27 protein-coding genes, 3 pseudogenes and 1 riboswitch are annotated in these 26,261 nt (G+C 52.9%); of the genes and pseudogenes, 15 read left to right on the top strand and 15 right to left on the bottom strand.

Annotated features, from left to right (window positions below; genetic code table 11):
- From MPF33_02670 to MPF33_02690, 5 genes are all read left to right on the top strand, one after another.
- On the top strand, nt 1-987 hold the full coding sequence (locus MPF33_02670) for an ABC transporter ATP-binding protein (GenBank protein ID MCI2414150.1): 987 nt from the start codon (nt 1-3) through the stop codon (nt 985-987).
- The gene (locus MPF33_02675) at nt 984-1,925 is read left to right on the top strand and encodes an ABC transporter ATP-binding protein (protein MCI2414151.1); all 942 of its coding nucleotides are present in this window, start codon (nt 984-986) and stop codon (nt 1,923-1,925) included. The genes MPF33_02670 and MPF33_02675 overlap by 4 nt, the downstream gene beginning before the upstream one ends.
- A gap of 148 nt (nt 1,926-2,073) precedes the next feature.
- On the top strand, nt 2,074-2,412 hold the full coding sequence (locus MPF33_02680) for a hypothetical protein (GenBank protein ID MCI2414152.1): 339 nt from the start codon (nt 2,074-2,076) through the stop codon (nt 2,410-2,412).
- A 58-nt stretch (nt 2,413-2,470) separates the two neighbouring features.
- A complete protein-coding gene (locus tag MPF33_02685; protein ID MCI2414153.1) occupies nt 2,471-2,653 on the top strand; it encodes a hypothetical protein in 183 nt (60 codons plus the stop codon).
- Nucleotides 2,631-2,810 carry a hypothetical protein gene (locus MPF33_02690; protein ID MCI2414154.1) on the top strand — a complete coding sequence of 60 codons (180 nt, stop codon included), beginning with the start codon at nt 2,631-2,633 and terminating at the stop codon, nt 2,808-2,810. Before MPF33_02685 ends, MPF33_02690 begins: the two co-directional genes overlap by 23 nt.
- A gap of 256 nt (nt 2,811-3,066) precedes the next feature.
- Here the strand turns inward: MPF33_02690 and MPF33_02695 are convergent, their stop codons facing one another.
- Nucleotides 3,067-4,635: an APC family permease gene (locus tag MPF33_02695; GenBank protein ID MCI2414155.1), complete on the bottom strand. Its 1,569-nt coding sequence runs from the start codon at nt 4,633-4,635 to the stop codon at nt 3,067-3,069.
- 337 nt (nt 4,636-4,972) lie between these two features.
- On the opposite strand from MPF33_02695, the gene MPF33_02700 reads away from it, so the two are divergent.
- The gene (locus MPF33_02700; protein ID MCI2414156.1) at nt 4,973-6,097 is read left to right on the top strand and encodes an arginine deiminase family protein; all 1,125 of its coding nucleotides are present in this window, start codon (nt 4,973-4,975) and stop codon (nt 6,095-6,097) included.
- Here MPF33_02700 and MPF33_02705 read toward each other — a convergent pair.
- Genes MPF33_02705 through MPF33_02730 form a run of 6 tightly spaced genes read right to left on the bottom strand, consistent with a single transcriptional unit; the run spans nt 6,083 to nt 10,675 of the window.
- On the bottom strand, nt 6,083-6,691 hold the full coding sequence (locus MPF33_02705; protein ID MCI2414157.1) for an urease accessory protein UreD: 609 nt from the start codon (nt 6,689-6,691) through the stop codon (nt 6,083-6,085). The genes MPF33_02700 and MPF33_02705 overlap by 15 nt on opposite strands.
- Nucleotides 6,669-7,295 carry an urease accessory protein UreG gene (gene ureG, locus MPF33_02710; protein MCI2414158.1) on the bottom strand — a complete coding sequence of 209 codons (627 nt, stop codon included), beginning with the start codon at nt 7,293-7,295 and terminating at the stop codon, nt 6,669-6,671. The genes MPF33_02705 and ureG overlap by 23 nt, the downstream gene beginning before the upstream one ends.
- Entirely contained in the window at nt 7,292-7,885 is a 594-nt protein-coding gene (locus MPF33_02715; protein ID MCI2414159.1) for an urease accessory protein UreF, read from the bottom strand. Before MPF33_02715 ends, ureG begins: the two co-directional genes overlap by 4 nt.
- A complete protein-coding gene (locus tag MPF33_02720) occupies nt 7,857-8,339 on the bottom strand; it encodes a hypothetical protein (GenBank protein ID MCI2414160.1) in 483 nt (160 codons plus the stop codon). Before MPF33_02720 ends, MPF33_02715 begins: the two co-directional genes overlap by 29 nt.
- A 9-nt stretch (nt 8,340-8,348) precedes the next feature.
- Nucleotides 8,349-10,022, bottom strand: coding sequence for an urease subunit alpha (gene ureC / locus MPF33_02725; GenBank protein ID MCI2414161.1), 1,674 nt, complete (start codon nt 10,020-10,022; stop codon nt 8,349-8,351).
- Nucleotides 10,019-10,675 carry an urease subunit gamma gene (locus MPF33_02730; GenBank protein ID MCI2414162.1) on the bottom strand — a complete coding sequence of 219 codons (657 nt, stop codon included), beginning with the start codon at nt 10,673-10,675 and terminating at the stop codon, nt 10,019-10,021. Before MPF33_02730 ends, ureC begins: the two co-directional genes overlap by 4 nt.
- Nucleotides 10,676-10,835: 160 nt before the next feature.
- Here MPF33_02730 and MPF33_02735 point away from each other — a divergent pair, with 160 nt between their 5' ends.
- The gene (locus tag MPF33_02735) at nt 10,836-11,120 is read left to right on the top strand and encodes a hypothetical protein (protein ID MCI2414163.1); all 285 of its coding nucleotides are present in this window, start codon (nt 10,836-10,838) and stop codon (nt 11,118-11,120) included.
- Here MPF33_02735 and MPF33_02740 read toward each other — a convergent pair.
- Both MPF33_02740 and MPF33_02745 read right to left on the bottom strand, forming a co-directional pair.
- Nucleotides 11,110-11,460 carry a zinc ribbon domain-containing protein gene (locus MPF33_02740; protein MCI2414164.1) on the bottom strand — a complete coding sequence of 117 codons (351 nt, stop codon included), beginning with the start codon at nt 11,458-11,460 and terminating at the stop codon, nt 11,110-11,112. The two genes, MPF33_02735 and MPF33_02740, sit on opposite strands and share 11 nt — an antisense overlap.
- A 554-nt stretch (nt 11,461-12,014) precedes the next feature.
- Entirely contained in the window at nt 12,015-12,311 is a 297-nt protein-coding gene (locus MPF33_02745) for a hypothetical protein (protein ID MCI2414165.1), read from the bottom strand.
- Between the two features lie 176 nt (nt 12,312-12,487).
- Between MPF33_02745 and MPF33_02750 the strand changes: the two genes are divergently transcribed.
- The 7 genes from MPF33_02750 to MPF33_02780 all read left to right on the top strand — a co-directional run bounded on the left by MPF33_02750 (nt 12,488) and on the right by MPF33_02780 (nt 19,410).
- Nucleotides 12,488-12,769 carry a hypothetical protein gene (locus tag MPF33_02750; GenBank protein MCI2414166.1) on the top strand — a complete coding sequence of 94 codons (282 nt, stop codon included), beginning with the start codon at nt 12,488-12,490 and terminating at the stop codon, nt 12,767-12,769.
- A 165-nt stretch (nt 12,770-12,934) separates the two neighbouring features.
- Nucleotides 12,935-13,017: riboswitch (Fluoride riboswitch) on the top strand.
- A gap of 30 nt (nt 13,018-13,047) precedes the next feature.
- Nucleotides 13,048-14,367, top strand: a complete 1,320-nt coding sequence (locus MPF33_02755) for a hydrogenase 4 subunit F (GenBank protein MCI2414167.1) — start codon at nt 13,048-13,050, stop codon at nt 14,365-14,367.
- Nucleotides 14,343-15,491, top strand: a complete 1,149-nt coding sequence (locus MPF33_02760; GenBank protein ID MCI2414168.1) for a formate hydrogenlyase — start codon at nt 14,343-14,345, stop codon at nt 15,489-15,491. The genes MPF33_02755 and MPF33_02760 overlap by 25 nt, the downstream gene beginning before the upstream one ends.
- On the top strand, nt 15,458-16,114 hold the full coding sequence (locus tag MPF33_02765) for an NADH:ubiquinone oxidoreductase (protein MCI2414169.1): 657 nt from the start codon (nt 15,458-15,460) through the stop codon (nt 16,112-16,114). Before MPF33_02760 ends, MPF33_02765 begins: the two co-directional genes overlap by 34 nt.
- Nucleotides 16,111-17,847: a hypothetical protein gene (locus MPF33_02770; protein MCI2414170.1), complete on the top strand. Its 1,737-nt coding sequence runs from the start codon at nt 16,111-16,113 to the stop codon at nt 17,845-17,847. Before MPF33_02765 ends, MPF33_02770 begins: the two co-directional genes overlap by 4 nt.
- Nucleotides 17,844-18,785 (top strand): respiratory chain complex I subunit 1 family protein, encoded by a 942-nt coding sequence (locus tag MPF33_02775; GenBank protein ID MCI2414171.1) that lies wholly within the window; start codon nt 17,844-17,846, stop codon nt 18,783-18,785. Before MPF33_02770 ends, MPF33_02775 begins: the two co-directional genes overlap by 4 nt.
- The gene (locus tag MPF33_02780) at nt 18,778-19,410 is read left to right on the top strand and encodes a hydrogenase (protein ID MCI2414172.1); all 633 of its coding nucleotides are present in this window, start codon (nt 18,778-18,780) and stop codon (nt 19,408-19,410) included. Before MPF33_02775 ends, MPF33_02780 begins: the two co-directional genes overlap by 8 nt.
- A gap of 79 nt (nt 19,411-19,489) precedes the next feature.
- Here the strand turns inward: MPF33_02780 and MPF33_02785 are convergent, their stop codons facing one another.
- The 3 genes and pseudogenes from MPF33_02785 to MPF33_02795 form a co-directional block, all read right to left on the bottom strand.
- Nucleotides 19,490-20,926, bottom strand: coding sequence for an APC family permease (locus MPF33_02785; protein ID MCI2414173.1), 1,437 nt, complete (start codon nt 20,924-20,926; stop codon nt 19,490-19,492).
- A 259-nt stretch (nt 20,927-21,185) separates the two neighbouring features.
- A pseudogene (locus MPF33_02790) lies at nt 21,186-21,429 on the bottom strand (transposase).
- 6 nt (nt 21,430-21,435) lie between these two features.
- Nucleotides 21,436-21,639 (bottom strand): annotated as a pseudogene (locus MPF33_02795) (IS607 family transposase).
- A 213-nt stretch (nt 21,640-21,852) separates the two neighbouring features.
- Here MPF33_02795 and MPF33_02800 point away from each other — a divergent pair.
- A complete protein-coding gene (locus MPF33_02800) occupies nt 21,853-22,974 on the top strand; it encodes a hypothetical protein (GenBank protein MCI2414174.1) in 1,122 nt (373 codons plus the stop codon).
- 96 nt (nt 22,975-23,070) lie between these two features.
- Here MPF33_02800 and MPF33_02805 read toward each other — a convergent pair whose 3' ends face one another.
- The 3 genes and pseudogenes from MPF33_02805 to MPF33_02815 form a co-directional block, all read right to left on the bottom strand.
- The gene (locus MPF33_02805; GenBank protein MCI2414175.1) at nt 23,071-23,493 is read right to left on the bottom strand and encodes a hypothetical protein; all 423 of its coding nucleotides are present in this window, start codon (nt 23,491-23,493) and stop codon (nt 23,071-23,073) included.
- A 49-nt stretch (nt 23,494-23,542) separates the two neighbouring features.
- Nucleotides 23,543-24,961 (bottom strand): annotated as a pseudogene (locus MPF33_02810) (hypothetical protein).
- Nucleotides 24,939-26,081 carry a hypothetical protein gene (locus MPF33_02815; protein ID MCI2414176.1) on the bottom strand — a complete coding sequence of 381 codons (1,143 nt, stop codon included), beginning with the start codon at nt 26,079-26,081 and terminating at the stop codon, nt 24,939-24,941. The pseudogene MPF33_02810 and the gene MPF33_02815 overlap by 23 nt, the downstream one beginning before the upstream one ends.
- Nucleotides 26,082-26,261 lie beyond the last annotated feature (180 nt).

The raw sequence follows: 26,261 nt of genomic DNA on the forward strand, positions 1-26,261 counted from the left end.
GTGATCTTTGAGGAATCCACGGACGCAATCCTAAAGGTGGACTCCCTAAGGACGTACTACAAGACCAAGAAAGACAGCGTCAAAGCAGTGGACGACGTATCTCTCTTCGTGGACAGGGCAAAGGTTCTTGGGGTAGCAGGGGAGTCCGGATGCGGTAAGTCAACGCTTGTCTCCACAATATTCAGGGTGCTTCCGAGGAACGCACAAGTAGTATCTGGGGAAGTAAAATTCAAGGGACAGGACATACTTTCCATGGATCTTAAGACCTTTAGGAAGACCATTGTATGGAGGGACATAGCCTACATACCCCAAGCCTCCATGGACGTACTTGACCCCGTGTACAAGGTAAAGGACCAGATGATGGAAACTATAATGGAGCACGAGGATGTCTCAAAGGCGGAGGCCATGGAGAGAATATATAAGGCGCTGGAGAGCGTCGGCGTGCCTCCGGAAAAGGCAGAGATGTTCCCCCACGAACTCTCCGGGGGACAGAGGCAGAGGGTAGTAATTGCGATGGCTCTGCTGTTGAACCCGTCTATGGTGATCTCTGACGAGGCCACCACTGCCCTCGACGTCATAACCCAAGCTAGAATACTGAAGATGATGAAAGACCTCCAGGAGAGTAGGAAGTTTAGCATGATGTTTGTGACCCACGACCTAGCGCTCCTAGCTAACATAAGCGACAGCGTCCTCGTTATGTACGCAGGAAAGGTAGTGGAGTTCGGGGACGTGGAAAGGATTTTCAGGAACCCCCTCCACCCCTATACAAAAGCCTTGATTGAGGCAATTCCGGACTTGAGGTTGAGGAAAAAGAAGAAGCTCGTCTCGATTCCGGGCTACCCTCCGGACCTAGAGAACCCGCCGAAAGGCTGTAGGTTTGCCCCTAGGTGCCCAATAGCCATGCCCATCTGCAGGGAGAAGGAACCTGAGCTGACAAAGGTAGAGAGGTTCCATTACGTAGCTTGTCACGCGGTGAGCAAGAAATGATAGAGACGCAGAACCTCAAGGTTTACTTCAAGTCAAGGAACGTGGTAGTTAAGGCAGTAGATGGGGTTAACATCAGCATCAAAGAGAAGGAGATAGTTGGGTTGGTGGGAGAATCTGGAAGCGGGAAGACTACGCTGGGGAGGACGATTTTGAACTTGCAGAGGCCCACTGCAGGAAAGGTGCTGTGGAACGGGAAAGACGTTTCAAAGCTAAGGGGGAAAGAGGAGAAGGAGTTCAGAAGGCAGAATCAAATAATATTCCAGAACCCCTACGAGGCCGTGGATATAAGGATGAAGGTATACGACATAGTCGCTGAAGGGATAAGGGTGCATAAGCTGGCAAAGAACGAACAGGAAGAGAGGGAAATGGTAATGAACGCCTTAAGGGAAGTGGGACTCACGCCAGAGGAAGAGTACGCTAACTCCCTACCAAACCAGCTCTCCGGTGGGCAACTACAGAGGGTAGCCATTGCCAGGGCGCTTGTGCTCGACCCAAGTTTTATAGTAGCTGACGAACCGGTCTCCATGTTGGACATGTCAATTAGGGCTGGGATTCTGGATATTTTCCAGAAGTTGAAAGAGGAGAAGGGAAAAAGCGTCTTGATGATTACCCACGACATTTCCACAATAGGCTATATTGCAAACAGGATATACGTAATGTACCAAGGGAAAGTAATAGAGAGCGGACCCACAGACGAAGTCCTTGACCACCCATTACATCCTTACACCAAGGTCCTCATATCTGCAGTGCCCTTGCCAGACCCGTCTGCGAGGAGTACACTGTCCTTTATTGAGATAAAGGAAGAGACGGAACCCTATAACGGCAAGGGTTGTAGGTACTATCCTAGGTGTCCCTTCGCCATGGAAGTCTGCAAGGAAAAGGAGCCAGAGCTAACCGGTGGATCCAATGACCACTACGTCGCGTGTTTCCTATATTGAAGAAAGACCGCTGGCATCTCTCAAAGAGGTTATCCTCTCGGCGATATTTGTGTTCTCGGGCTTCTTGCTCTCATTATACACTTACGTGCCTGCGTTTCTGCTAATAATCCCTTTGTCCTTCTTTATGCTCTTCTTTCGAGAGTGGAAGATGATTAAAAACCTCAAGGAACTTAAGAATAAGGGAGTGCTAAGCTACGAGCCAAAGTACAGAAAAAACAAGGCAGAGGCCAACAGAGTTCTGACAGTTGTCCTCCTTGTCATAGTGGGACCTATGGTGCTCTCCGCGTTCCTTCCGCCACTTCCGTGGATCAGCTCCACAATGGCGTTCGTTATGGCGTGGCCTCTCTCAAACGTCTTGGAGTTTGCACTTCAGAAGTGGACAGAGAGGAAGGCTGGCGGGAGGGTAGTAAAGTACTACAAATGGGTTGAGTACGGCGAAGAAGTTTTGCTTAAGGAATATGGGTGGAAGATAAAGAAGGAAAAGTAAAGAGTACATTCTCGCGTGGATCACGTCCTCTTAAAAGCTTTTATACGTATACACGTGTATGAAAGCCAAAGTGACCTCGTCAACAGACTACGACGCTGTCTCAGCCATTCTGGATACAATGAAGAAACTAGGCCTGTCGCCTAAGCCAACGTCCTTCGAGGAGATAACAAGAGAAAAGGTTGAGGTAAAGGCAAGCTACCTTGTCAGGGAAATGAGGGATGAACGTCTATCTAAACACTAGCGCGATAATCAAGAGGTACTTTAAGGAGGAGAACAGTGACAAGGTTGACGAGGTATACAGTGAGGTGTGGCAGGGCAAAAGCGAAAAAATCTCCTTTTCCGCTTTCAACGTGAGTGAAGTTGTAGGAGTTCTTTACCGGTTTAGGGGAATTTTTTAACGAAACGCTACAGCTACTAAGGCCCAAGACGTTGACGATAGTACCTGTCGACACTGAGGTCGTTTTCAAGTCAATACCAATAACTGTGGTCCACCACGTCTACGTGGTAGATGCCCTCCAAGTTGTTAGTTGCATTGACGTGAATTGTAAAAAGATCTATATACTGCTGACAAAAAATTGGGAGAGTCAGCTAAGAAGATGGGCGTAGACGTAAAAATAGTATAACCGTCTACGTCCTCTAAAAAGAAACCTCCCTTTACTCTGGAGGTATCTCCTTGAACGTATAGGCTATGTCTATTCCCTCCTTCCTCAGCCTATACCACCTTATTACATAATAGATTGCTATTCCAGCTATGAACGGCGAGGCTACAATTGTCCAGGTCAGCGGGTTCATCTGTATGCCTAAGTACACCGTGGAGTTACCGAACCAGTAGTAGGCGTACAGGCTAAGTACGGCTAAGTCCACTACGGACATACCGAGTATGAAAATCCTGTTCCCCAGCAGTTCCTTCCCCTCAGCCTTCACCGACGCTACGATGGAGGCTATTACAACTATTATGAAGCCGAAGAGCAACGCCATGGCATCCGCTGTGTCCATGCCGTAGAAGAACGCAGAACTCAAGGGGGTCACAGTTATGGCTACAAGACTACCTATGGTTATGATCTCGTCTACCAAGTGGGCCACCACTGGCGAGTGGAACCTCTCGCTCACGTAGGATACTACTGTGGGCAACGCCTTGTCGAACGCTATAGCCATGAAGTATCTCGAGACGAATAGTGCAACGGCGAACATTATTGCCAAGTACCAGAAGTAGGAGCCTATCACCAGGAAGAGGTCTAGGGGTAAGCTCTTGAAGCTCACTACCACGTCGTAGACGGGGTTAAGGAGGTTGGCATCTCCTTGGGCTCCTGCCCCTATGAAGAAGGAGGCAGGAAGGGAGCTCACGGAGGACGCTATGAAGAAGGTGATCAACACTCCTGCCACCACCAACGCTGCGAGCACGCCCAGCCTAAAGGCCTTGCTACCGCCCCTCACCTCACCGGCAACGGAGGTGGCGCCATTGACGAAGGGTAAGAAGCTAGCGGTGAAGACCATGAGCCCTATGGTTGCAAGCGCAGCGTTGGGGAACAGCGGGGTGGCGGAGGAGCTGGCGGAGATGACAGAGGAGTAGTTAACTCCGGAGGCCTCCAAGGAAGAGGGGGTCACGAAGTGCATGAGGGACCCTGTCGTCACGAAAGTTATCAGCGCTACGACGGTTATCGCGCCCATTATCTGGTTGGTGTACTTGGGGAGGAATATGTTGATCAGTATGACGCCCGTGAAGGTTATGGCCCCCACCGCCAGTACCATGAACGGGTTTGAGAGGGCGGAAGCGAGGGAAAAATAAGTACCTCCAAAGTCGTTGGCCATTGCTGCAAACCCCGTCTGGAGCTGACCAACGCCGTCGTACACGATGGCGGCGTCGAATATCATCTGGGAGATGCCGAAGACCAGCCCGACCCCTACGCCTATTGCCGGGTTGAGGACCCTGCTCGCGAACACGTAGTCTGCTGCTGTCCTCTGGTACTTCTCGCTTATCTTAGTCCAAAGGTAAGCGTGGGGCATGAGCACTATCCAGCTCAGCAGTGCACCGAGGACCACTAGCCCGTTTGGGGACACGTACAGCCCGGAGAGGTAGGATATGGGGAGGACGTAGAACGCTATGAACCCCATGCTTATGAACATAGCCGTCAACCAGTTTATCTCCCTTACGAGACCCGAGGACTCCCTCGCAAAAAGGGATTTTGTGGTTACCTTTTGGGTTTTACCTTTTTCACTAGCCATAGAATGGTCTCTCTATAAATTCCTTAAAAGTTTTAATCACATTTTACATTAACACTATTTAAAAATTAAATTCAAACTCTAAAATTTCTTTAACATTGTGGAATTCTCGCATACGAAGAACGTGAACAGTTTCTGTAATTTACGTATTATTACACGTTGTTTTTATCGCAAAAAATTAAGTGTATGATCTATATATTAATTCTATAAAAGTTGTCAATTATACCATTAAGAAAATGAACAGGGTTCATAATAAACGAGAGTTATCCTGTGATGAAAATAGATTATTTCTAACTCGCGTGAAGAAACTTATATTAATCTACTAAAGAAGGGAGACTGCATGGAAAACGTTAAAGCAGAGTACAACCCCCTCAGGAGGGTGGCTGTCTCGACCCCAGGAAGGGAGAAGTACCGCCTAACTCCAAAGACCTTGTACGAACTGCAGTATGCGGAGATCCCAGACCCCGTGGAGTTAAGGGAGGAACACAAGGAGTTCGCCAAGAAGCTTAAGGAGGCCGGGGCGGAAGTGGTGGACGTAAGGGAAGAGATATTGAAGCTCAAAAGGGAGGAGCTGGAGGAACTGCTGGAAGGAACGAGTGAGTGCTCCATTGACGTAGCTTCCCTCACTAAGGAAGAGCTGGCTGACATCTTGATCTCTGGCCTAACTGCAAGGGAAGCGAAGAGGTTCGGCAAGGTCCTTTTACCGGAGGACGAAGAGTTCTGCGTGAAGCCCCTAGTAAACATAATGTTCACTAGGGATCCCGGCATGGTCATAGGGAAGACTTACGTAAAGGGGAAGATGAGGTGGGAGTCCAGGAGGAGGGAGCCAGACCTCCTAGTAAAGGTCTTGAAGCCCGAGAACGTGTTGGAGGTTAAGAAGGGCTACTTCGAGGGAGGGGACTTCTTCCCTCTGGAGGGGAGGCTCCTCATGGGCTATGGTACCAGAAGCAGTGCGTTGGGAGTCTCGTACGTTCTCCCAAGGCTGAGGGAGCTAGGGGAGATCGACGAGGCCATCTTGGTGAAGCTGGAGACCCCCGAGCTCCACCCAAACAAGGGGATAGGCCACTTGGACACAGTCATGGGCATCCCAGCTAAGGACGTCATTATCTACTACAAGTCCCTGCTAGACAAGGCTAAGGTCTACTTGTACAAGGGCAACGACGTGGTGAGGGATGAGAGGCCCTTGAGGGAAGTGCTTAAGGACTACTTGGCGAGGGACTTGAGGGTAGTGAACATAGGCAACGCAGATTACTACGACGAGGAGAGGGAACACTGGCTCCTGGCAAGCAACGTGATAGTAGTAGACAAGAACAAGATAATCGCCTACGAGCACAACAGGGTTACCAACAAGTTGGTAGAGGAAGCTGGGGTCCAAGTTGTCACTTTCAAGGGTAACGAGATCATAAAGGAGGGAGGGGAGAGGAGCGGGCCTAGGTGCATGACCCTCCCGCTAGTGAAGGCCTAAAGAGGACTCCAGTTTTTTGAATTCCTTGTCCAGTTCCTCACCCGGTACTATTATCCTCTCAACTTCAACGTCCCCGTCCACTCTGTACACGGTGAGGAGGCTCTCCTTTCCCATGGTTCTCTTGTACTCCTCGTCTACGTTCCTGAAGACGTCGTATACCTTGAGCTCGCCCTCAACGTAGACCTTGGTGGCCACCTTTACCTTCCCTTCCTTGAACACCTCTCCGTGTCCCTTCCTGCCCAGCGTAAACGCCTCCACTATTACCCCTCCCCTTTCCAAGCGGAAGGTCCCCTCGAAGAGGGCGTTAGCCCTGTCGTAAAAGATGATGGGGTGGGGAAGGAAGAGTATCTCCTTCCCCTCGAAGAAGTTGGCCACCTTTACGCTCGACCTCGACAAGACCTTTGAGTACGCTTGGTCCGTTACCACTACCCTGGAGTCGGCGTAGACCCTCGTCTCTATCTCGTCGTCGTTTGTGATGACCTCAGAGGGGTTGGCCAACATTACCTTGCCGTCTACGAGGTAGGCGTTGAGCACCCCTTGCCTATAGACGTAGAACTTCCCCTTCTCGTACCTAACCTCTAAGTAGCCCCTCAAGCCCCAGCTCCTCTCCCAAGACTTTCAGTAGCTCTTGAGTACCTTCCAAGGTCTTTAAGCTAACGAATACCGTGGGCCTCCCCTTCCTCACCCTCCTAGCGTCCTCCTTCATTTTGTTGAGGTCCGCGTTGACGTATGGCGCAAGGTCTACCTTGTTGACGACTAGGAGGTCGCTCCTCTCTATGCCGAGCCCTCCCTTGCCAGGGTACTTGTCCCCCGCAGAGGTGTCCATCACGAAAATCATGTAGTCCGCGAGGATGGGGCTGAAGGTGCTCATCACGTTGTCTCCCCCGCTCTCAATGAAGACCACGTGAGGGTTCACCTTCCTCTCCATCTCCTCTAGGAACCTCAAGTTCAGCGACGGGTCCTCCCTTATCGCGGTGTGAGGGCAACCGCCAGTGACCACTCCCACCACGTTCTCCTTTGGCAAAAGCTTCTCCTTGAGCACTAGGTTGGAGTATATCCTCATGGCGTCGAAGTTGGACACTACGTCGTTAGTTATTATCCCTACCTTTATCCCCCTCTTTACGAACTCCCTTGCCAGGAATTCTATTAGGCTGGTCTTCCCTGCTCCTACCGTTCCAAGTACTCCTACCTTGATCAAGACATGAACACCTTGGGTTCCCTTCTTTCGTGGAGCCTCGAGAGTAAATCTAGGAGCGGGAAGGAGGGCTCAAACTCCTCTCCCACCTCTGCCTCTTCCAGGAGTCTGCCTATCAGTTTTTGTGCCTCGTAGAAGGTCATTGCCCCCAGCCTCACAGCCGAAAACGCCATGGTAGCCAGTTCGCTGTAGGCCACTCCGAGGGCGCACTCCTCCTTACCTATCCCTAGGCATAGGCACACCCTGCCAACAACTGCAGGGTAGGTACCGCGAGTCCTCCCTTCCTTCACTGCCCTGAGGAAGTAGTCTTCGCAGAGGTCGAGCCTTGCTAGAGATCTGCCCATGTTTACGCTCATTTCCTTTAGCTCCCTGGTTAGCTTTGAGGCGTAGGCTACCCTGTCAGCAGTGTAGGGATCCTCGTAGGAGAGCTTGGCGATCACGGCGTCGCCCCTGAGGACCACCGTCTTGAAGGCTACCTCTATGAACTCCCTCACGTCGTAACCTTGGTAGAAAGCCTCCTCCACCCCCGAGGAGTAGTTAAAGGAGCCTATGGGCAGGGCGCTGTCAAAGAGCTGGAAGGCCCTTGGGTTCAACCTTGACCACCACCTGGAACGCCTCCAAGTTTGGTCTGAACCTCACCTTCTCCAGCCTGGGTTGGAACTCCTTTAGCCTCTCCAGGAGGAAGGACGCGTCGTACTCCGAGGTGGGTACGTACACTACCCCTTCTCCCTGCATAACCCTCAAGTGAAGGTTGCCTATGACGAATCCCGCCTTGAAGGCAGAGGTGGGGTCCCCGAGCTTGATTGCCACCGCTAGCTCCTCCTTTTGTCTCACCAGGAGCAAGTAGTCCTCCACCCGCACCACGTCTCCGTCCTCGAGGCGTTGGCCCAGCAGGTTCACCTTCACCTCCCTGTCCTTCAACTTTACCGCAAACCTCCTCCTCTCTATCTCCTCCCTCTCCAGCTCTACCTCTAAGAACTTCCCCGTGGCCTTTGCCTCCTCTACTGCATTTCCCACTTCCTCCAGCTTTCCCAGCCTCTTCGCCATCCTCACCACCTAGAACATGAAGTAGAGCTGGGTCAATGGTAGCCTCTCCGATGGGGGCACCTTTGGAACGACCCCGTTTACCTTCACCTCGTAGGTGTCCGGGTCTACCTCTATCTTGGGCAGAGCGTCGTTGTACTTCATGTCCTTCTTCCCCAGCTTCCTAGTCCCCTTCACCGGGAGGACCCTCCTCCTCAGGGACTTGGATACCCTCTCAACGCTCACTTGGCTCACGAAGAAGAAGGAGGTCAAGTGGGGGGCGTAGTAGCCGAACATCGGCTTGTAGCGCAAGGGTTGCGAGTAGGCAACGGACGCGTTGGTGTCGCCCATTATTGCCCAAGCTATTGCCCCTCCCTTTATCACTATGTAGGGCTTCACCGGGAAGAATCTGGGGTCCCAGAGCACCACGTCGGCAATCCTCCCAGGCTGTAGGCTCCCCACGTACTCTGAGATTCCGTGGGCTATCGCAGGGTTTATGGTCAACTTGGCCAGGTACCTCATTACTCTGAAGTTGTTGTCCATGGGGTTCAAGTTGAGCTCCTTCATCTTGTGCGCCAGCTGGAACGTCCTTATTGCCGTTTCCCCTACCCTGCCCATAGCCTGGGAGTCGGAGGACATCATGCTTATGGCCCCTATGTCGTGGAGGTAGTCCTCCGCCGCCATAGTCTCAGCCCTTATCCTGGACTCGGCGTAGGCTACGTCTTCTGGCACCTTAGGGTTCAAGTGGTGTACGGCTATGAGCATCTCCAAGTGCTCCTCGTAGGTGTGGACCGTGAAGGGCTTCGTGGGGTTTGTAGAGGACGGGAGGACGTTGGGCTCACTGCATATCTTGATTATGTCCGGGGCGTGCCCCCCTCCTGCCCCCTCAACGTGGTAGGCGTGGATCGTCCTGCCACCTATGGCGTTGAGCGTGTCCTCCAAGTAACCGCTCTCGTTTGAGGTGTCCGTGTGTATTGTCACTTGGACGTCGTACTCGTCCGCTACCGTGAGCGTCTCGTCTATTACCCTCGGCATTGCCCCCCAGTCCTCGTGGATCTTGAAGCCAGATGCACCTCCCTCCAAGGCCTGCTCCATTGGGATCCTGCTGGAAGAGGCCTTAGCTGTCAACGCAAAGTTGAGGGGGAACTCCTCCAAGGCACTCATTATCAGCTTTAGGTTCCAGCTACCCGGGGTGGCAGTCACTGCCTTCGTCCCTTCAGCTGGCCCCGTCCCTCCGCCTATCAACGTAGTGAAGCCGGCGGAGAGGGCGTCGAAGACCTGCTGTGGCGCAACCCAGTGTATGTGGGTGTCTATGAACCCTGGGGTGGCGATTAGCCCCTCCCCGGATATTATCTCGGTGCTTGGGCCTACAACGAAGTCCACCCCGTCCATGGTAAAGGGGTTCCCAGCGTGGCCTATTCCAACTATAACCCCTCCCTTTATGCCTATGTCTGCCTTGACCACTCCAATAGTTGGGTCCAGTATTACAGCGTTTGTTATCACTAGGTCCATCGCGTCCTCTTCCCTTGCAGTTGGGAGTAGTCCGAGCCCGTCCCTCGCCGTCTTCCCCGCCCCGAAGACGAGCTCCTCTCCCTTGGTTATCAAGTCCCTCTCCACTGTTACGTACAAGTTGGTGTCTGCTAGCCTTATCCTGTCGCCCTCAGTTGGCCCGTAGAGCTCAGCGTACCTCCTCCTGGAGATCTTCAAGCGAACCCCCTCTCCTTTGCCCTCTTCAATGCGTCCTCCTTGTTGTGATCTAGCGAACCCTCAGTGAGGCCGTTGAGCCCAGTGATCCTCCTGTTCCCTCCCATTCTCCTTACCTTGACCACGTGCGTCTGCCCCGGCTCGAACCTGACCGCTGTTCCAGAGGGTATGGCAAGGCGGTAACCAAAGGCCTTCTCCCTGTCGAACTTCAGCCTCTTGTTGACCTCGAAGAGGTGGAAGTGGGAACCAACCTGGATTGGCCTGTCCCCAGTGTTGGTCACCTCCAGCTCCCCTTCTTCTCTTATCTCAACCTCGCCTTCCTTGATGTCGTAGGTGTTCAGCGCGGACTTGGAGGACTTTATGGGGCTCCTTATGGTCACCAGCTTCGTGCCGTCCGGGAACGTGGCCTCGACCTGCACAACGTCGAGGAGCTCCGGCACCCCGTCCATTACGTCGTCCTCGGTCAACAAGGTCTGCACTTCCTTTAGTATTTGGGATATCTTCTTTCCTTCCCTGGCCCCCTCGAGGACGTAGTCGACTATTATTGCCAAAGCCTCCTCGTAGTTTAGCTTAAGGCCCTTGGCCTTTCTCCTCCTGGCCAGCTCCGCAGCCCACGACACCAGGAGCTTTTCCTCTTCTCTGGGCGTGAAGATCATGACTGAAGATTTGCGCAAATAAGTTAAAAACTTTCCATGTTTCCATTTAAAAAATAGACAAAGGAGTATAAGAATACGTAAAAGATTTAAAGATTTTACCGGTGATTTGCCGTGTGGAGGCAGAATAGTTTATTCTGTGGGGTATTCCAGTTAAGAGTAGTTGTTCAAGGTAAGCCTCTCCGCAAACCCCTTCCAGGCCCTCCTCGACGCTGGGGAGTACAAGAGGGCTACGAAGACGACTACGTACGCCAGCAACGTGGTTCCTGACGCTCCCCTTGTGTTGAACACGATTGAGAGTAGGGCGGGCGTCCACACTGCTAACGCAGTAGCCAGGAAGACCAAGACCCCTGTCAAGGAGAACTTGAAGGGTCTGACCCCTCCCCGCCATGCGAGGGTTCTGCATAGGTCTAAGGCGTTACTCCCCTTTATGGGAGTTACTCCGTGATGTGAAGAGAAAAGAAAAGGTTCTTCAACGCGTTAACAATCTTCTTAACTCCTAGTTTCACAATGTTTAACGCTCCGTTAACCTCGCTGTGAAGCTTATGGCCAAAAGGACAGTTTACGACTCCCCTAGGCCTTCTCGTTACATTTGCGTTATGGTAAGCGCAGAAACGCGAGGTATTGTACTCAATCACTAGGTACGTCTTTACGCCGTACTCGTGGAGTTTGTTCGCTAATGCGCCAACTTGCGATAAGACCAAATTTGAAGTGAACTTATTTCCGTTATTCCGAGAGATGAAGTTAGGATAGCCCAAGTAAACGGCGGAGACGCCAAGAGACCACAAGGACTTAGCAAAGTTAAAGGCTAAAGTTCTGTAAATGAAGAAGCCTACGGTAAAGCTTAGTGAATTCTTTCCCTTTCCCTCAGCACTTCTTCCCTATTACTTCTTGAACCTTTTCTGTCTCACTCTTCAACTTGTCGAGTTCGGCGATCCTCTCCTGAAAATAGAAGTTCGCTCTTCACTGCTGAACCCCTATAAAATAGAACAGCACGTCCTCAACAACGACAGTAGCCAACGCGTTTACGCCAAGGTCAATTGACGCAACTCACCTTTAGGTCTCTCGATCTGAATCTCATCCCTCTCACCGTGAATGATAAGAGACTCTTCTATTGGCTTACCGCTTTTCTTTGCTACAGTCCTACCAACGTCAACGAAATGTGGGCGTAAAAATTGTTGCCCATCACGCGAATCTCCAGTCTACCTTGTACTCCAAACCACCTTAACCTACCTTCAAAGGGCATCTCCATTTCCCAATCCTTCAGAGAGATGACGCGTTTTTCCTCGTCGACCTCATAACGATCTTGTCTAATGAAAACGATCTTGCCTAACTACTAGGATCAACTTCCTCTTACCGCCTTCCAATAGCTTGGTGGTGAGAAGTGATTCGCGAATGACGGTTTTTGTTTTAATGACGAGAAGGACGACCAAGTTGTTCTTCTGAAAACAGCTTGAGCGTTAACTCCTAGAACCTTCTTGTACTTCTCGTAATACTTCCTCCACGTTTCCTTAAAGTTGACATTCTTTTCTTGAAAGAATTGCTGTCTATCGTAGTTTGTCTCCTTCCACACCTTTGCTGTTGCGTCCGCCAACTTCCTCAATTTCCTCTTTTGATGACCACTAGGGAAGAGCCTCACAACTGCGGTTTTGACGCTTCCGGAATTGCGGGAGTAATCTGGCTCCTCATCTTTAGTTCACCAAAGGAAGCGCCATAAAAGGAAATCGTTTTCATGTTAAAACCTTACCCCGCCAAGCGAGGTTTGTCTTCTTATTTATCAGGAAATGGAGGGAGATAGTGGAGAGGAGGAGCTAGGTGGAGACTATGGTGGCCATGCACAGCCTTGAGCTCGTGGCTGACAGAACGCTCACGGAGTTCGGAGCGAGAATACACTACTTCGACCCGACCATCCTGGAGTCAGACGAGTACCCAAAGGAGGCGAATGACTTCCTGAGAGTGGGCTACGAGGCTGACGAGGACCACGCGGGGGGCGTTGAGGATTGTGGAGGAGTACGGCAGGGGGACAGAGTGGACCATCTAAGTGACGGTATTGGAGTCCTTCGACGCCTTCTCCAAGTGCTTGACAGCGAGACCTGAGAGAGTCCATGGAGTTCAACCCCAGGCTGGTGATACCCAAAAAGAGGGACTAGGACCTAGAGGCCCCAAACAAATTTTCCACTAAATTTTAAGTAATGTAAAAATAATTCACTTGTTAGTATGGAAAGCTTATATACCACGGCAAATATAGTTAGACGCCGACCCCATAAGGCGGGGGATGGCGTCCCCCTGGGGTTCTACCCCGAACCGCCCGATCGTCAATGAGGGCTGATGACGCCTATCTCCAGAACGCTTACCGGCGTAGGCAGGTGAGATAGGTGAAGCCCGAAGAACTTGAAGTGCTGTGCTTGGTTGTGCTTCCGCTCTTAGCCAACGCCCTCTTCCTCAAGGGGATAAAGTACTCCAGCGTGGCTTCAGGAGTAGCTGAGCTAGTGCTCTCCTCTCTCCTCTACTTTCACTTACCCGTAGTCAACCCTTTCTTTTACGTCACTGGGTTCACTTGGTACTTCGTGGTCATTGTAGCTTCGATCTACCTCTTGTCCTCCCTCTACTCCCTTAAATACCTCAAGGGCGAGAGGACTAGGCTTAGCGAGAGGGACTACTTCGCACTCCTCAACTTCTTTGCGTCGTCTATGTTCTTCGCTTTAGTTGTCAACAACCTCGGCCTCATGTGGGTAGGTTTGGAGGCCACTACTGTGTCCACGGTGCTCCTAGTCACTGTAGAGGGGTCTGAGACTGCAGTGGAGGCGGGGTGGAGGTACTTGTTGGTTATTTCTTCGGGGATCTCCCTAGCGTTCATCTCAGTAATCCTAGTGTACTACAGCCTCCACACCCTCGAGGTCTCCTCAATCCTGGCTCCCCACAGCTCCTTAACCCTCAAGCTGGCCTCAGCCCTGGCCCTCGTAGGCTTCGGCACAAAGGTGGGCATCTTCCCTGTGAACACTTGGCTACCCGACGCTCACAGCGAGTCCCCGGCTCCCGTCAGCGCCTTGTTCTCAGGGACTCTGTTGCCGGTCGCCTTATACGTCATGTACATGGTGTATCAGGTGTCCCCCTTGCCCTCGCTCTACTCCGCGTTTGCAATAGCCTCCATTGCCATAGCGTCCATAAGCATGTCCAGCCAGACCAGCTTCAAGAGGCTCTTCGCCTACTCCAGTATAGAGAACATGAATTTGGCCCTCTTGGGGCTAGTAAGCGGTTCCGTCCTAGGTGCAATAGTCCTCCTAGTCGCCCACGCCTTCGGCAAGGCCGGGGCCTTCTACTCTTCAGGAGTGGTGTACAAGTCCACGGGTAGCAAGAGGATAGACGGCTACGGCCTGTGGAGGCTCAAGTTAGTCCCCTACTCCCTCATCCTCTCTTCCCTAGCGGTCACCGGTACTCCTCCCTTCGGCACCTTCGTGGGGGAGTTCCTGATCCTCTCTTCCTTGGCCAAGTACTCACCCCTTGAGTTCTCTCTCCTTGTGCCCTTAATTGCAGTGGCCTTCATCTCTGTTAACTTTCACGTTAGCAGAATGGTCTTCAAGGGAGAGGGGGGACTAAGGGAGGACGTGTTTATGGGGGCCATCTCCTTGGCCTCCTCAGTGGTGTCCCTTGCAATAGGGGTCTTTGCGGTGTGGTGGTTGGGATGGGGAGGGTAATTGGCCAGCTGGGCAGATTCTGTCTCTACTCCGACTCCTACGTGGAGGGCGAGTGTCCGCCGTTGGCTGGGGAAGGAGGAGCCCCCGCTCTCCCTGGTTCCTTCACCTTCACCTATGGCCCCTCGGCCGGTGGCCTCCTGGAGTCAGTACGCGTCGACATGGACACTTTAGGGGAGTACATACGCAGGGTCGCGGTCTATCCTCTGTATAAGGAGAGGGAGATAAGGGTTCTAGGAAAGGGCGTAGACGACGTTCTCCTCCTAGTGGAGAGGGTAAACGGAGCCTTCTCAGCCTCCCACTCCATAGCCTTCCTCACTGCGGTGGAGAGGGCAATGGGCGTCGAGGTAGACCCAGACGTCTTGTACTTGAGGATTCTTCAAGTAGAGCTAGAGAGGGTGAGGAACAACTTGTTCGTGATAGAGAGGCTAGTCGAGTCAGCTGGCTTCCTAGTACCCATGTACCAGTTGCTCTATCTAGTGGAGAAGGTAAACAGGCGGATAGGGAAGGTGTTTGGGCATAGGTACTTCTTCGGCGTAAACTCCCTTGGCAGGGTGAGGTTAGAGGGCGAGAAAGTAGACTTGAGCGACGTGGAGAAGGAGTTCAGAGAGGTCTACGAGGGCATCTTGGAAAACAGGATATTCATAGACAGGCTACAGGGGAACGGCGTTGTGAGGGACGAGAGGAGCATAGGCCCGGCTGCTAGGGCGGCAGGGTTAATCTACGACGCGAGGCTGGAGGAAGAGACGTTGCCCTATAGGGACTTTGACTTCAAGGTAGTCAAGTACGACTCCGCGGACGCCTTCGGCAGGCTGGTAGTGAGGGGGGAGGAAGTGTTCGAGTCCCTAAGGATAATTTCAGAGGTAAATGTAAGGCAAAAGGAATACGAGGCGAGGCCCAGGGAGGGGGAGGGAATAGGGAGGGTCGAGAGCCCCTCCGGCGACCTAGCCTACTATGTCAAGGTCGACAGGGAGAGCAGGGTCACGGACGTCTCCCTGTTGTCCCCCTCCTCGGTGAACTTGAGGCTCTTTTCCAAGTCCATGGTAAGGAACATCTTCACAGATTTCCCGTTCAACTGGGAGAGCTTTGGGATATGGGTATCAGAGGTAGGGGTGAGGTTCACGTGAGCTGGTTCCTGCGCGGTCTGAGGAAGGGAATAAAGACCGAGAAGTTCCCCAAGGAGAAGCCCTTAGAGATCGCCCCGTGGTCAACTAGGCTCAAGGGGGATGGAGAGGTGGACTGCCCCACTAACGCCATAAAGGGAGGTAAGTGGGAACCAGGAAGGTGCGTCTTCTGCAGGAGGTGCTACCCAGCCTACCGCCCCACAGGGGACGTGGACATCTACGCGGTGGGCAGGACAGTAGGCCTGTTCAAGAAGTCTTTCTACCTCTACCCAATAGATGTGGGGACGTGCGGTGGGTGTAATCTGGAGCTAAAGGCAATCTCTTCTCCCCAGTACGACATGACTAGGTTCGGGATATTCTTCACTAACACCCCAAGGCAGGCTGACGCTCTTGTGGTGATGGGCGTAATGACGGAGAGGATGAGGGAAGTCTTGTTTAACGCATACGAGGCGATGCCGAAGCCCAAGCTGGTCATAGCGTTGGGCGCTTGCGCAATATCCGGGGGGATAATTGGGGCCGGCTCCGAGATAAAGCCTGACGTAGTGATCCCGGGGTGTCCGCCGAACCCCTACACGATACTCAAGGCCTTGATAGAGGCCAGGACGCGGAAAGGTGAGGAGAAGTGAATCCCTCCTACCTCTACCTAGGATTCTCCTTGTCCATAGCCCTCTCTCTGGTCAACAGGAAGGCGGGCTACTATGCGTCCGCCACCGTCTCCCTACTCTCGGTGTACTACGGGGCCCTAGTAGGTGGAGTAGACGGCGACTTCCTGGCAATAGTCGGGGTAGTGTGGTTCCTCGCCTCGGTCTACTCCACAGTATACGACAACTACGGGAGATGGCTCTCCCCACTCCTCATAACGTCGATGCTAGGCATGGCCATATCCTTGACTGCAAGGACTTACTTGGAGTTCCTGGCCGGGTGGGAGATAATGACGATCCCTATGTACGCTATCGTGGGAGTTAACAGGAGGCAGGACTTCCCTGCTTTTTCCTTCATGGCATTTGGGGAGCTGAGCACCGCCCTTCTCCTAGCGGGGTTCGTTTACGCCTACTCCTTTACTGATTCTCCCTACTTCACAGCGTTGCAAACTACGGTTCCCCTCGTCTTGGTGGCACTTGGCTCAACCTTCAAGATGGCCACTTTCCCATTCATGGCCTCTGAGTGGGTGCCCATAGCCCAAGCTAACGCTCCGGCCAACGCCTCCGCCCTAATTAGCGCTGGGACGACACTGGTGGCGACGTACATCCTCGCCAGGGTGGCACTTCTTTCCCCGATTACTCCTGCCCTAGGCTTCGTCCTCATGGTGGTCGGCAGTACCTCCGTCTTCTTTGGGGCGCTCTACGCCTACGTCTCCGAGCACTTAAAGGGGCTACTGGCCTTCAGCACTGCCGAGAACGACGGGGCCCTGCTCTCCTTGGTAGGGTTGTACTTGACCTACCAAACGAAGACCCTAGCTAATTTCGCCCTAGATGTATTGGTAGTGTACTCCCTAGCCCACTCCATTGCCAAGACTGGGCTCTTCATGGTCGCGGGTAGCGTAGAGGGGGAGTCCTTGAGCAGACTAAAGGTGGTTAGGAGCAGGCTAGGGAAGGTAGGGGCAGTGCTGTTGACCTCCTCGATGTCTGGCCTCCTACCCAACGTCGGCGGGGTGGCCGTGTGGGGGCTCCTGGAGGGACTCTTCATGGAGGCCTTCCTCCTGCACTCGGCCTTGTCTGCTGTACCCATCATCTCAGGAGCTGTGATAGCCATGGGGGAGGGGTTCGCTTCCGGTGCCATGGTGAAGTTCTTGTCCTACACCCAGCTCTTCAGGGGAGAACGTGGGAGGTCGGCGAGGCTCCTAGTTTCCTCCGTTGTTGGAGTAGCAGTGCTCTTGTTAGGCCCGGCAAGTTACGTGTTCTTCAAGGGGTTTCTCACCGGTGCTCCACAGCTGGGAATTGCAGAAGGCCTCGTCGTCTCTTCTGAGTACCTCCCTGGAAAGGTGTTCGGGGGAATCTCCCCGCTCTACGTGTTCTTACTCGTAGTAGCCTTCAGTGTAGTCACCCTAGGGGTCTTCGGCAGGCCTAAGGTGAGGAGGTCTAGTCCATGGAACAACGGCGTCAAGCCGAGGGAGGAGTACACGGCACTTGCCTTTGCCAACAACGTTAGGTTGATGCTCGCCAAGTTGCTGAGGACCAAGATTGACGAGATAGTGGTGACAAGCGACGTCTTCTGGAGGGCCTTTTATCTTGTCGCTAGGAAGTACCTGGTCTTCTCGAGGGCATTGGCCAGGGCTTACATGAACAGCTCCATCAGTTGGTACATCGCTTACATGGTAGTGGCATTCATACTAGTGACCTTGGTGGTGGTGTTGCGTTGATAGGCGTGGCGTTTGAGACGGTGGTGCAAGCCCTAGGGGTAGTGGTGCTTTCACCACTCTACACCGGCATCCTTGAAAAGCTGAAGGCAAACGTCGCATCTAGGAGGGGACCTAGCGTCTTCCAGCCCTACTTTGACTTGTTGAAGCTGTTGAGAAAGGAGACCGTCCTGCCCTACAACGCTTCCCAGCTGTTCCTCTACGTCCCCTACGTGGTCTTCTCCATTTACGTGACGATTTCCCTTGTCATCCCAGTAGTTTACCCGGAGCCAGTTCTCTTCACGCCAGCGGTCGACTTCTTAGGGGGAGCACTGCTTTTCTCCCTCGCCTCTTTCCTTAAGGTAGCGGGGGCGATGGAATCCGGGAGCAACTTCGTGGCGTTGGGCTCAGCGAGGACGCTCTCCTTCTCCTTTCTGGGGGAGTCCACTTTGATTACCGTGTTTTTCGCGGTGGCCTTGACTACGGGGACCAACAACCCCTACGTGGAGCACCAGTTCGCCTTAAACTTGACAAACTACCTTGCCCTAGACCACGTGCTAGCGACTGTGGCTTTCTTCATGCTCTGGATATTTGAGACCGGAAAGCTCCCAGTGGAGAGCTCTGGGCTCTCGGAGATGGGCATGATAGAGGAGGGCCTCCTCTACGAGTACAGCGGGAAGCCCCTGGCGCTGCTGAAGTGGGGAGGGTACATGAAGCAGTACTTGCTGGGCTCCGTGCTGTTGAACGTGTTCCTCCTCCCCTGGGGTCTCCAGCTAGGGGTCGTGGGGGCTTTGGAGGACCTGGGCGTAATGTTCCTTAAGTGGATGACCTTGATCCTAGTGACCTTGGTAGTAGACACCAGCTTGGCGAAGCTCAGGCTGTTCAAGGTCCAGGACTTCCTCGCAGTCGCCCTTGTGCTCTCGGTAACAGCCCTGTTGCTGTCGGTGGTGCAAGGTGAGTGAGCTGAGCCAGGAAATAGTCGACCTCCTGTCGGTCTCCGTGATAGCTTCGGCGTTCTACATACAGGGGCAAGCCTACTACAAGCCCCTTGTGAGGGCGATTGGGGTTCAGTCCTTTGCCCTGGCCGTGCTATCCGCTTACCTAGGGTTAACCATGAGGGTCTACGACTACTTCATCCTAGCCATTGTCCTCATATTGCTGAGGGGAGTGGTGACGCCATACGTTTTGCTCAAGGCGTTGGGAAATAGGTACGGTGAGAGGGAAAGGATAAGGGGAGTGGCGTCCCTGCTGATGGTAGACCTCGGCCTATTCTTCATCGCAGTCCTCGTGCTGTACGAACTCGTAGTGCCGATGGTGTTCTCAGGGGACGTCTACGAGCTCGTCTTTCCGCTCTCCCTGCTCTTCCAGGGGCTCTTCCTCATGGCGTCGAGGAACTCCACGCCAGCGCAGATCGTGGGCTACGTAGAGGAGGAGAACGCCATCGTGATGCTGGGGGCGTTCCTTGTACCTATACCCCTCTTGATAGAGGTTAGCGTCTTCTTGGACGTCCTGGGGATTGTAGCAATATCGTCGCTCGTCGTTCTGGAGAAGAGGGAGCACAAGCCCATGGAGGAGCTGAAGGGCTGACGTCTTGTCCTCCTTCTCAAAGGCCTTAAGCAAGGGGAATTAAAGGCAGGGACTAACAGCCATTAATCGGCTCGCGCCCTCAACCCACCATGAAGTCCTTTACCTCTACCCTCCTCGAGAGGTATACAAATACAAGGGAGAAGACCATCAACCCCGCGAAGACGTAAGGGAATTCCCAGCCAATGTTTGAGGGGCTGTAGTAGAGCCCTAGGGCTATTATGGCGCCAAGGGAGAGCGAGGCGACCACGGAAATAACCCTGTACGCCCAGTGGACGTGAGGGCCCACCCCCTCTAGCTCCATCGGCCTGTGCCTTACCCAGAAGAAAAGGACGCCGCTAACGCTGTCAAGGAGGAACTCCATGGCTAAGAAGATCCCTGCAGAGCTTAACACCAGGGTGAAGAAAGCTTGAACCGAGGGGAAGGCAAGCATCAGCGCGTTTATTAGAACGTTGAGCCCAGACATCACGAGCACGTTGGCCCAGGGGCTCTTGAACCTAGCGTTGACCCAACCAAAGAGGGAGGGAAGTAGGTTGTCCCTGGCCATCGCGTACCACGCCCTGCTCAGTATGAACTCCGTGAGCCACAGGGAGCTCGCAGTAGAGGCAAGTACTGCTAAGTTTATTAGCCAAGCGAAGGGGGGCACCACGTACTGGGCCCAAGTGTAGAGAGGGTCGACGCTCTGGGCGAGGGCGTTCAAGGGAGTCTCCATCGTCATTAGGGGCATGGCAACGCCGTATATTACAAGGACTGAGAGGAGGCCGATCACCCCGCTCAGCCCCGGCCACTTGTTGGGCCTCTTCGACTCCTCAGCAGCGTAACTGTCTATCTCCCAGCCGTCAACGATAGTGGCAGCTACTACCGACGCCTGGACTACCCCAGTCCAATCCACCCTAGTTGAAAAGAACCAGTTCCAGCTGAACGGGTTTACAACCTTGAAGTGGGAAAAGCCGAGGCCAAGGAAGAGGGCAAGCACTACGAGCTCGATCATTAGAAAGGCCTCGGTGAACCTCGCAGTTGGCTTCGCACCCAGCAACAGTGGTACAGTGGCTATTAGTATCCAAGCTATCCCGACCACTGACACCCAGAACTGGGAAGAGTACGCGGAGTAGGGGATCCATCCGAGGGAGTAGAGGAGGGCTAGTGTGTACTCCCCAGCGGGGACGACTATGGGCGGGATGGAGAGGAAGTAGGCCAAGGTCACAATCCACGCTTGGAAAGCCCCGAACCTTTTCCCGACTACCTTAGCCCCCCAGTGGTAAGACGCCCCGGCGTGTGGGAAGTGCAGGTTGAACTGCCTGAAAATTAAGGCGATCAGAAGGAACGGGATGGCGGTGATGAAGGTGGACATTATTGCTTGTGGGCCAGCGAGGGACACCATAACGCCGTAAGCTGCCGCGATGCTGAAAGCGGGAGCAACGGAGGAGGTAGACAGGGGGACTAGGTCTAGGATGTGTAAAACTTCCCTCTTCAGTTCCGTTATTTTGGTATGAAAAGTCACCGATCTCTTTCCTACCATGACAGGAATTTGTTTTTAGATTTTAAAAAAAGTTTCTTTCTAAACTTTCTACATTTTGCTCTATTGGCTCTAGGGGTTCCGTTGCACCTTCAGTGGGGGTCGTTTGGCTCAAGTTCTTCGCTGGTAGGCGCTGTGCGGTTGTCCTCGTAGCTGGACAATGCGTGCAACAGTGAAGGAGAGCGTGCATCCTCCTCATCTTCTTGCCCCTTTCGCCTCCCTCGTTCTCTAAGCTAAGGGGCAAATCTAGGGGGTTTGGGTCTCATAGGACATCATAATATTTGATATCAGTCCTCAACCCTTGGACTTCACGGGGGTCAAGCTCCATCACCCTCACCCTCCTCCGCCCCATTAGCGAGATAAACCCCTACCCACCTAGACAGAATGCTGTCTAGGCGGGGGAACTCGCACATCTTGAGGTAGATGTTCAAGGACGCGTTTAGTTGTCTATCTAACGTGAACCCACACCTCTCGCACACGAAGGTCTTGCCTACCTTTCGGGATAGGTGCACGTCTTTCTGGGTCATCGAGGAAAACCTAGCGTATAACACCATCTTCCTCTTCCTGACTATTCCCATCAACCTCTCAACGCCCTTCTCCCTGAACCTCCCGGCACCGCCTTCCAACACTACTGGTGCTATCCTCCCCTGCTTTACGTAGTCCCTCAAAGTTAGGAAATTCCTAACCTCTGGCACAACCTCCTTGGGCCTAAGCATTGCGGTTTGTCCTGACATCAGATTATAAAAACTGTATGACTTGAGCGAAACTGCTAACAACGGCTGACCTCCTCTTGCCAAAGGGCGAGGCCTGTTCTTGGCATGAGTCTTAGTGTTTTCGAGACCAGTCCGTTAAGAGCTCTTGAGGGAGCCGTCAAGATTTGCACCGTTTAAGCGTCTTTTTATTAATCCCTACATAGCATAACTAGATCTATGAGAAAAGGATTAGCTCTGGCTATAATCGCAACAGCACTATTAGTAACCTCAGCGGTGACCTTGATCCAAGACCTCGCAAATACCCACCCAGTCCCCAGCTCGTCGTTAACCTCGTCAGTGAATACTTCCACCACCCTGTCAGCCCAAACCCAGGCATCCACCAGTACCTCGGCCACGCAAAGCCAGACCTCTTCCTCCAGCACCGTGAGCACTACTCAGAGCCAGACGTACCCTAGCTCCACAACTACCTCCAGTACAGCTCCACCCCCCTCTGCAAATGAGCTACTGCTCTTCAACGAACTCGGCACTTTCACGGTGCTGGGGAAGTACCAGAGCGACAACGCCTATGCCATGGCAGAAGTGTACACGCCAAACGCCTCCCTCTTCATTTCTCCTTTCCTTTGGAACATGAAGTACGCAAAGGGCGAGGCCAACTTAACCTACGTGGGGCACGTCCTGCACGTTTACGTTAACTTCACAGACTTCGAGAAGGTCACCCCCTCGATCCCCGTGGACGGGTACCCAGGGGTCATGTACGGGGAGGAGATGTGGTTCCCCTTTGCTGGGTCAACCGAGCTGTCGCCTATGTTGTCACTCCCCGTGGAGGTGTCCCGGCTACCTGCTTTCAACTCCACTCTCTCCTACTCTCTGTTCGTGGAGAAGGGGGTGATAGACGACTTCTCCTACGACATATGGCTCACAGAGAACCCCTACACGACTTACTTGGAGTTCCCGGACGTGGAGGTGATGGTCTGGCTACACCACAACGAGACACTCTCCAGCTACCTCGTGTACGAAGGGGAGGTGCAAGTGCCGGTGGTGGTCAACGGTACTTTGGTGGAGGACAACTTCTCGGTGTACGTGTTGCCCCACACAGGCTCGGCCAACGGATGGATAGGAGTATACTACGTGAGCGGGTTACAGCTGGAGGGGAACGTCACGGTACCCCTCTCACAGCTCATAGTGGAGAGCTTCACCTTCATAGACAAGGTGTTCCCAAGCATCTCTGCTAGCGAGTACTACTTGGACGCCATACAAGTGGGAATGGAGTTCAACGACGTGGACGGGTCGGTCTTTGCGGGCTACACGCTGTACAGCTGGGTAATTGAAGTAGGTTGAGCGGTGGTGGACAAGGGCTAGTCCCCCTAGTCAGTTGCGTTAAAGCGAAAACCCCCTTTCCCCTACACCTCGAGGGAGCGGGAAAAACGACTGACTTTAGGCGAACGCGGTCTCATTTGGGTACACTGACGCGAAGACCGTGACGTTATAGGCCTCTATCTGTAGCAAAAGCGTGTAGTTCCACACGTACGATGGTAGGATGAAGTTATATATTAAGGGGACCGGGAGCGGGTACGTTTGAGGGGCCCCGTTTACTGTCGTCACCGCCTTCACGTGATTTGTAATGTTGTACCAAATCCCTCCTTTCGTGTAGTAGACCGCTTGAAGGACGAAGTTCTGGTTCCCGTGGGCCACGTAGAGGAAAGGCTTTGAGGGGGTGGAGTTGAAGAATACGAGGACTGAGCCGCCGATGATCTGCTCCTTGGCAATAGTCTGGTAGTTTACCGGCTTCACCTCTGGCACGGAGTAGTTGGAGAGGATTAGGAAGAGGGGGACTAGGACAGCCACTATCAAGATCATCGCTATGAGGAACGCTACGTACTCTGACTGGGCCTTCGTCTCGCTCACCTCATAGTGGTTGGAAGTAGTCTGTTACGCCGTAGTACACCACGATTTTTAAGGGCTGGTTAATCGTTATCCCGTTAGGTATGTTGGGATAATAGTAGGTGAAAGTGGAGCCGTTCTGGTACTCCACCTGCATTTCAGTAGCACCACAAGAGTAGATGCCGTAAAAGATCCCTGTAGGCGAGACAGTGTAGCTCCCGCCCTTAATCCACACGCTCGAGTTGTAGTTGTACTGAGTCCCGTTTAGGTATATTACCACGTCTCCTGACGAGTTTACGCTCTTTAGCGTAATGTAGTAGTAGTTGAAGTTGTTCACATAGTCCAAGTATATAGTTGGAGTGGTCTGTGGGGGTAGGAAGAGCAACATGGACAGGGTGGTGTAAGTCTTACCTCCGTAGCTCACTTCGGAGTAGCAGTAGTGGTGGATTACCTTGTTGTTCGCGGAGGAGTTAAACTGCGTCGTGATTATGGTCACGTTCGCGAAGCCTGCGGGCAGGCTCAAGCTCGTTTGGTTCGTGACCGTGTACGTTATCCCGTCTATTGACACCTCTATCGGCTCACCGCTTATTGATGGCACTATGTTTACCGTGTCGTAAGCTTTGAGCTCAGAGTAGTTGGCTACTAAGATCGCAGTGGACCCTTCAAGTGTCACCTCCACCGAGTTAGAGGTAGTGGAGTTGAGGCTCGCTACTCCCAGTACCTTCCAGTTGTGGAACACGCCAGTTATTTTCTGCCCCTTGGAGTTCTCGTAGTAGACGTACTCTGGCACCTTCATGGCGAACTACCCCGTTTGGTTGGGGAAGGCCACCGGGGTCGTGAAGTTCTGGAACTTGCCGTATATGTTCGTAGTCACGTTGGTGGAGACCCCTAGTGGGCTTCCTAAGCTCTGGCATATCTGGGCGAGCACTATGGCGCCTCCCTTAGTCACTACCCCTGAATAGGGCCCTATTGACGGCCCTGGAGTAAGGAAGAACAAGTTGCCTAGAGAGGTGACCACGATTATGGGTTTCCCCTCTACGTATTTGGGTAGCTGTAAGGCCTCTCCCTCCTTTACGGTTATAGGGTACTTCAGTGAGGTTATGTTAGTCCACACTCCCGAGGAGGTATTCAGGTAGAGGATGCCAACAATGGTCAAGTTCATCGGTGGAACGAACGTCCCGTCGAAGTACACTAAGGCCAGTTGCGTCCCGTTGTAGTAAAGGCTCGGGTGACCTTACTGTATCTGCTCCTGCTGTAGCCCCTTTAGGTAAACGTAGTTGTTGGCAATTGCAGTGCTGACGGGCTGGCTTGACTGGAGGCTCTGGAAGTAGAAGAGGGTGGGGACAAATACTGCTAGAAGGATTACCATTAGTATTATTACGGAGATGACGTTTGAGAGCGCCTTCATCTGCACCACCCCTTTATTTTGATGGGGGCGTACCATAGTACTCCCACTCCTGGTAGTTTACTAATAAGACGGGCGAGGAGACTGAGAACAGTGAAAAGTGAGAGCCCGAGGGCTCGACCAGTTCTACGTAACGCGGGTTGGAAAAGAGCACGTACGCAGTCACTTGACCTTGCCCTGTAATATTCAAAACAAATGTGCTATTTAAACGTAGTAGGTAGTTGCACTCGTAGTTTACGCTAGTACCCTGCGCCAAGTAGAACTCCTGGGGGACGTATTCCTTTATTGGTCCCCAAGCGTAGGAATTGCCGCCAATTCCCACTTCTAGTAGCTGTCCTGCTATATCCCCTAGTACGGGAGTGGAGTTTCTACAGAGGTAAACTCCGCTGGGCAAACTGAAGTTGTTCTTCACTATGACCAAATAGTAAACGGTACTCGGGTAGTAGTCACCGTAGACAGTCCCGGAGCCGTTCACGTAGACCTCAAACTCCCCTACGACCTTTATATTGGAAGTGCTGGTGCTCAGTCGCTTGTACTGGTAAGTTATGACCTCGCCGCCAGGGAAGTTCTTGAACAGGGAGTTTGACGAATTCGCGTTCTGGTAGTCGAATGTGATGTTATAGTTAGTGGGGAACTCTATTATGTGGTACCCCTCAGTCAAGGTCAAGGTGGTCCCGTTCGCCCCGACCTCCAAAAGCTTATCGTCCACGTATACTGGGATGGTGTAGTTCATGGAGGTTAAGGTCACCCCAGACTCTCCAGCCATTGAGCTCTCCAGGGGTATCCCGTTGGGCATTATCTTCACGCTGAACGTCTGGGTCAACGCCTTGTACACGATAGTCAGCACTAGGGAACCATAGACGTTGAAGCTCGTCGCTGGCGAGTTCGCTGGCGACGTGAAGTAGCCGTCCCCCACCAAGGACCAGTTCTGGAAGGTTGCCGTGAGTCCGAACTGGGGTAAGTAAATCGTGGTCGAGTTCTTGTCAGCTATGGAGTAGGAGCCTGGAAGTAGGTCTAGAGTACCCAGTACGAACTGAAGGGAAACGGGGTACGCCTCGCTACCGTTTATCACGAAGGCTGTAACGTATAAGGGTACCTTGCGAGAGGGGCCCACTAGGTTTACGCTCACTACAGACGTGTTTGGGTTCAAGAAGAACATGTTCCCCTCGCTTGTCGCTATTTTATAGGGGTTCCTCAGTGAAGAGCGAACTTCTACTTTTCAGAAAAAGATCGCCGAACTCGACGAGCTGAAGAGCGAGACAGAGAAGGTTCAAGAACAAGAAGCTAGGGAAGAGGTGTTGAGGGAAAGGGAAAGGCTTTTCTCGAAGATTCACCTAGG

Origin of the sequence: Candidatus Aramenus sp. CH1 (assembly GCA_022678445.1) — an archaeon.
Classification (GTDB): domain Archaea; phylum Thermoproteota; class Thermoprotei_A; order Sulfolobales; family Sulfolobaceae; genus Aramenus.

What these genes read in the sequence shown, in the direction of transcription:
- MPF33_02675 (MCI2414151.1), top strand. Translation starts at nt 984, where the DNA reads ATGATAGAGACGCAGAACCTCAAGGTTTACTTCAAGTCAAGGAACGTG.
- MPF33_02680 (MCI2414152.1), top strand. Translation starts at nt 2,074, where the DNA reads ATGATTAAAAACCTCAAGGAACTTAAGAATAAGGGAGTGCTAAGCTAC.
- MPF33_02685 (MCI2414153.1), top strand. Translation starts at nt 2,471, where the DNA reads ATGAAAGCCAAAGTGACCTCGTCAACAGACTACGACGCTGTCTCAGCC.
- MPF33_02690 (MCI2414154.1), top strand. Translation starts at nt 2,631, where the DNA reads ATGAACGTCTATCTAAACACTAGCGCGATAATCAAGAGGTACTTTAAG.
- MPF33_02695 (MCI2414155.1), bottom strand. Translation starts at nt 4,635, where the DNA reads ATGGCTAGTGAAAAAGGTAAAACCCAAAAGGTAACCACAAAATCCCTT.
- MPF33_02700 (MCI2414156.1), top strand. Translation starts at nt 4,973, where the DNA reads ATGGAAAACGTTAAAGCAGAGTACAACCCCCTCAGGAGGGTGGCTGTC.
- MPF33_02720 (MCI2414160.1), bottom strand. Translation starts at nt 8,339, where the DNA reads ATGGCGAAGAGGCTGGGAAAGCTGGAGGAAGTGGGAAATGCAGTAGAG.
- MPF33_02730 (MCI2414162.1), bottom strand. Translation starts at nt 10,675, where the DNA reads ATGATCTTCACGCCCAGAGAAGAGGAAAAGCTCCTGGTGTCGTGGGCT.
- MPF33_02765 (MCI2414169.1), top strand. Translation starts at nt 15,458, where the DNA reads ATGGGTATCAGAGGTAGGGGTGAGGTTCACGTGAGCTGGTTCCTGCGC.
- MPF33_02785 (MCI2414173.1), bottom strand. Translation starts at nt 20,926, where the DNA reads ATGGTAGGAAAGAGATCGGTGACTTTTCATACCAAAATAACGGAACTG.
- MPF33_02800 (MCI2414174.1), top strand. Translation starts at nt 21,853, where the DNA reads ATGAGAAAAGGATTAGCTCTGGCTATAATCGCAACAGCACTATTAGTA.
- MPF33_02805 (MCI2414175.1), bottom strand. Translation starts at nt 23,493, where the DNA reads ATGATCTTGATAGTGGCTGTCCTAGTCCCCCTCTTCCTAATCCTCTCC.
- MPF33_02815 (MCI2414176.1), bottom strand. Translation starts at nt 26,081, where the DNA reads ATGTTCTTCTTGAACCCAAACACGTCTGTAGTGAGCGTAAACCTAGTG.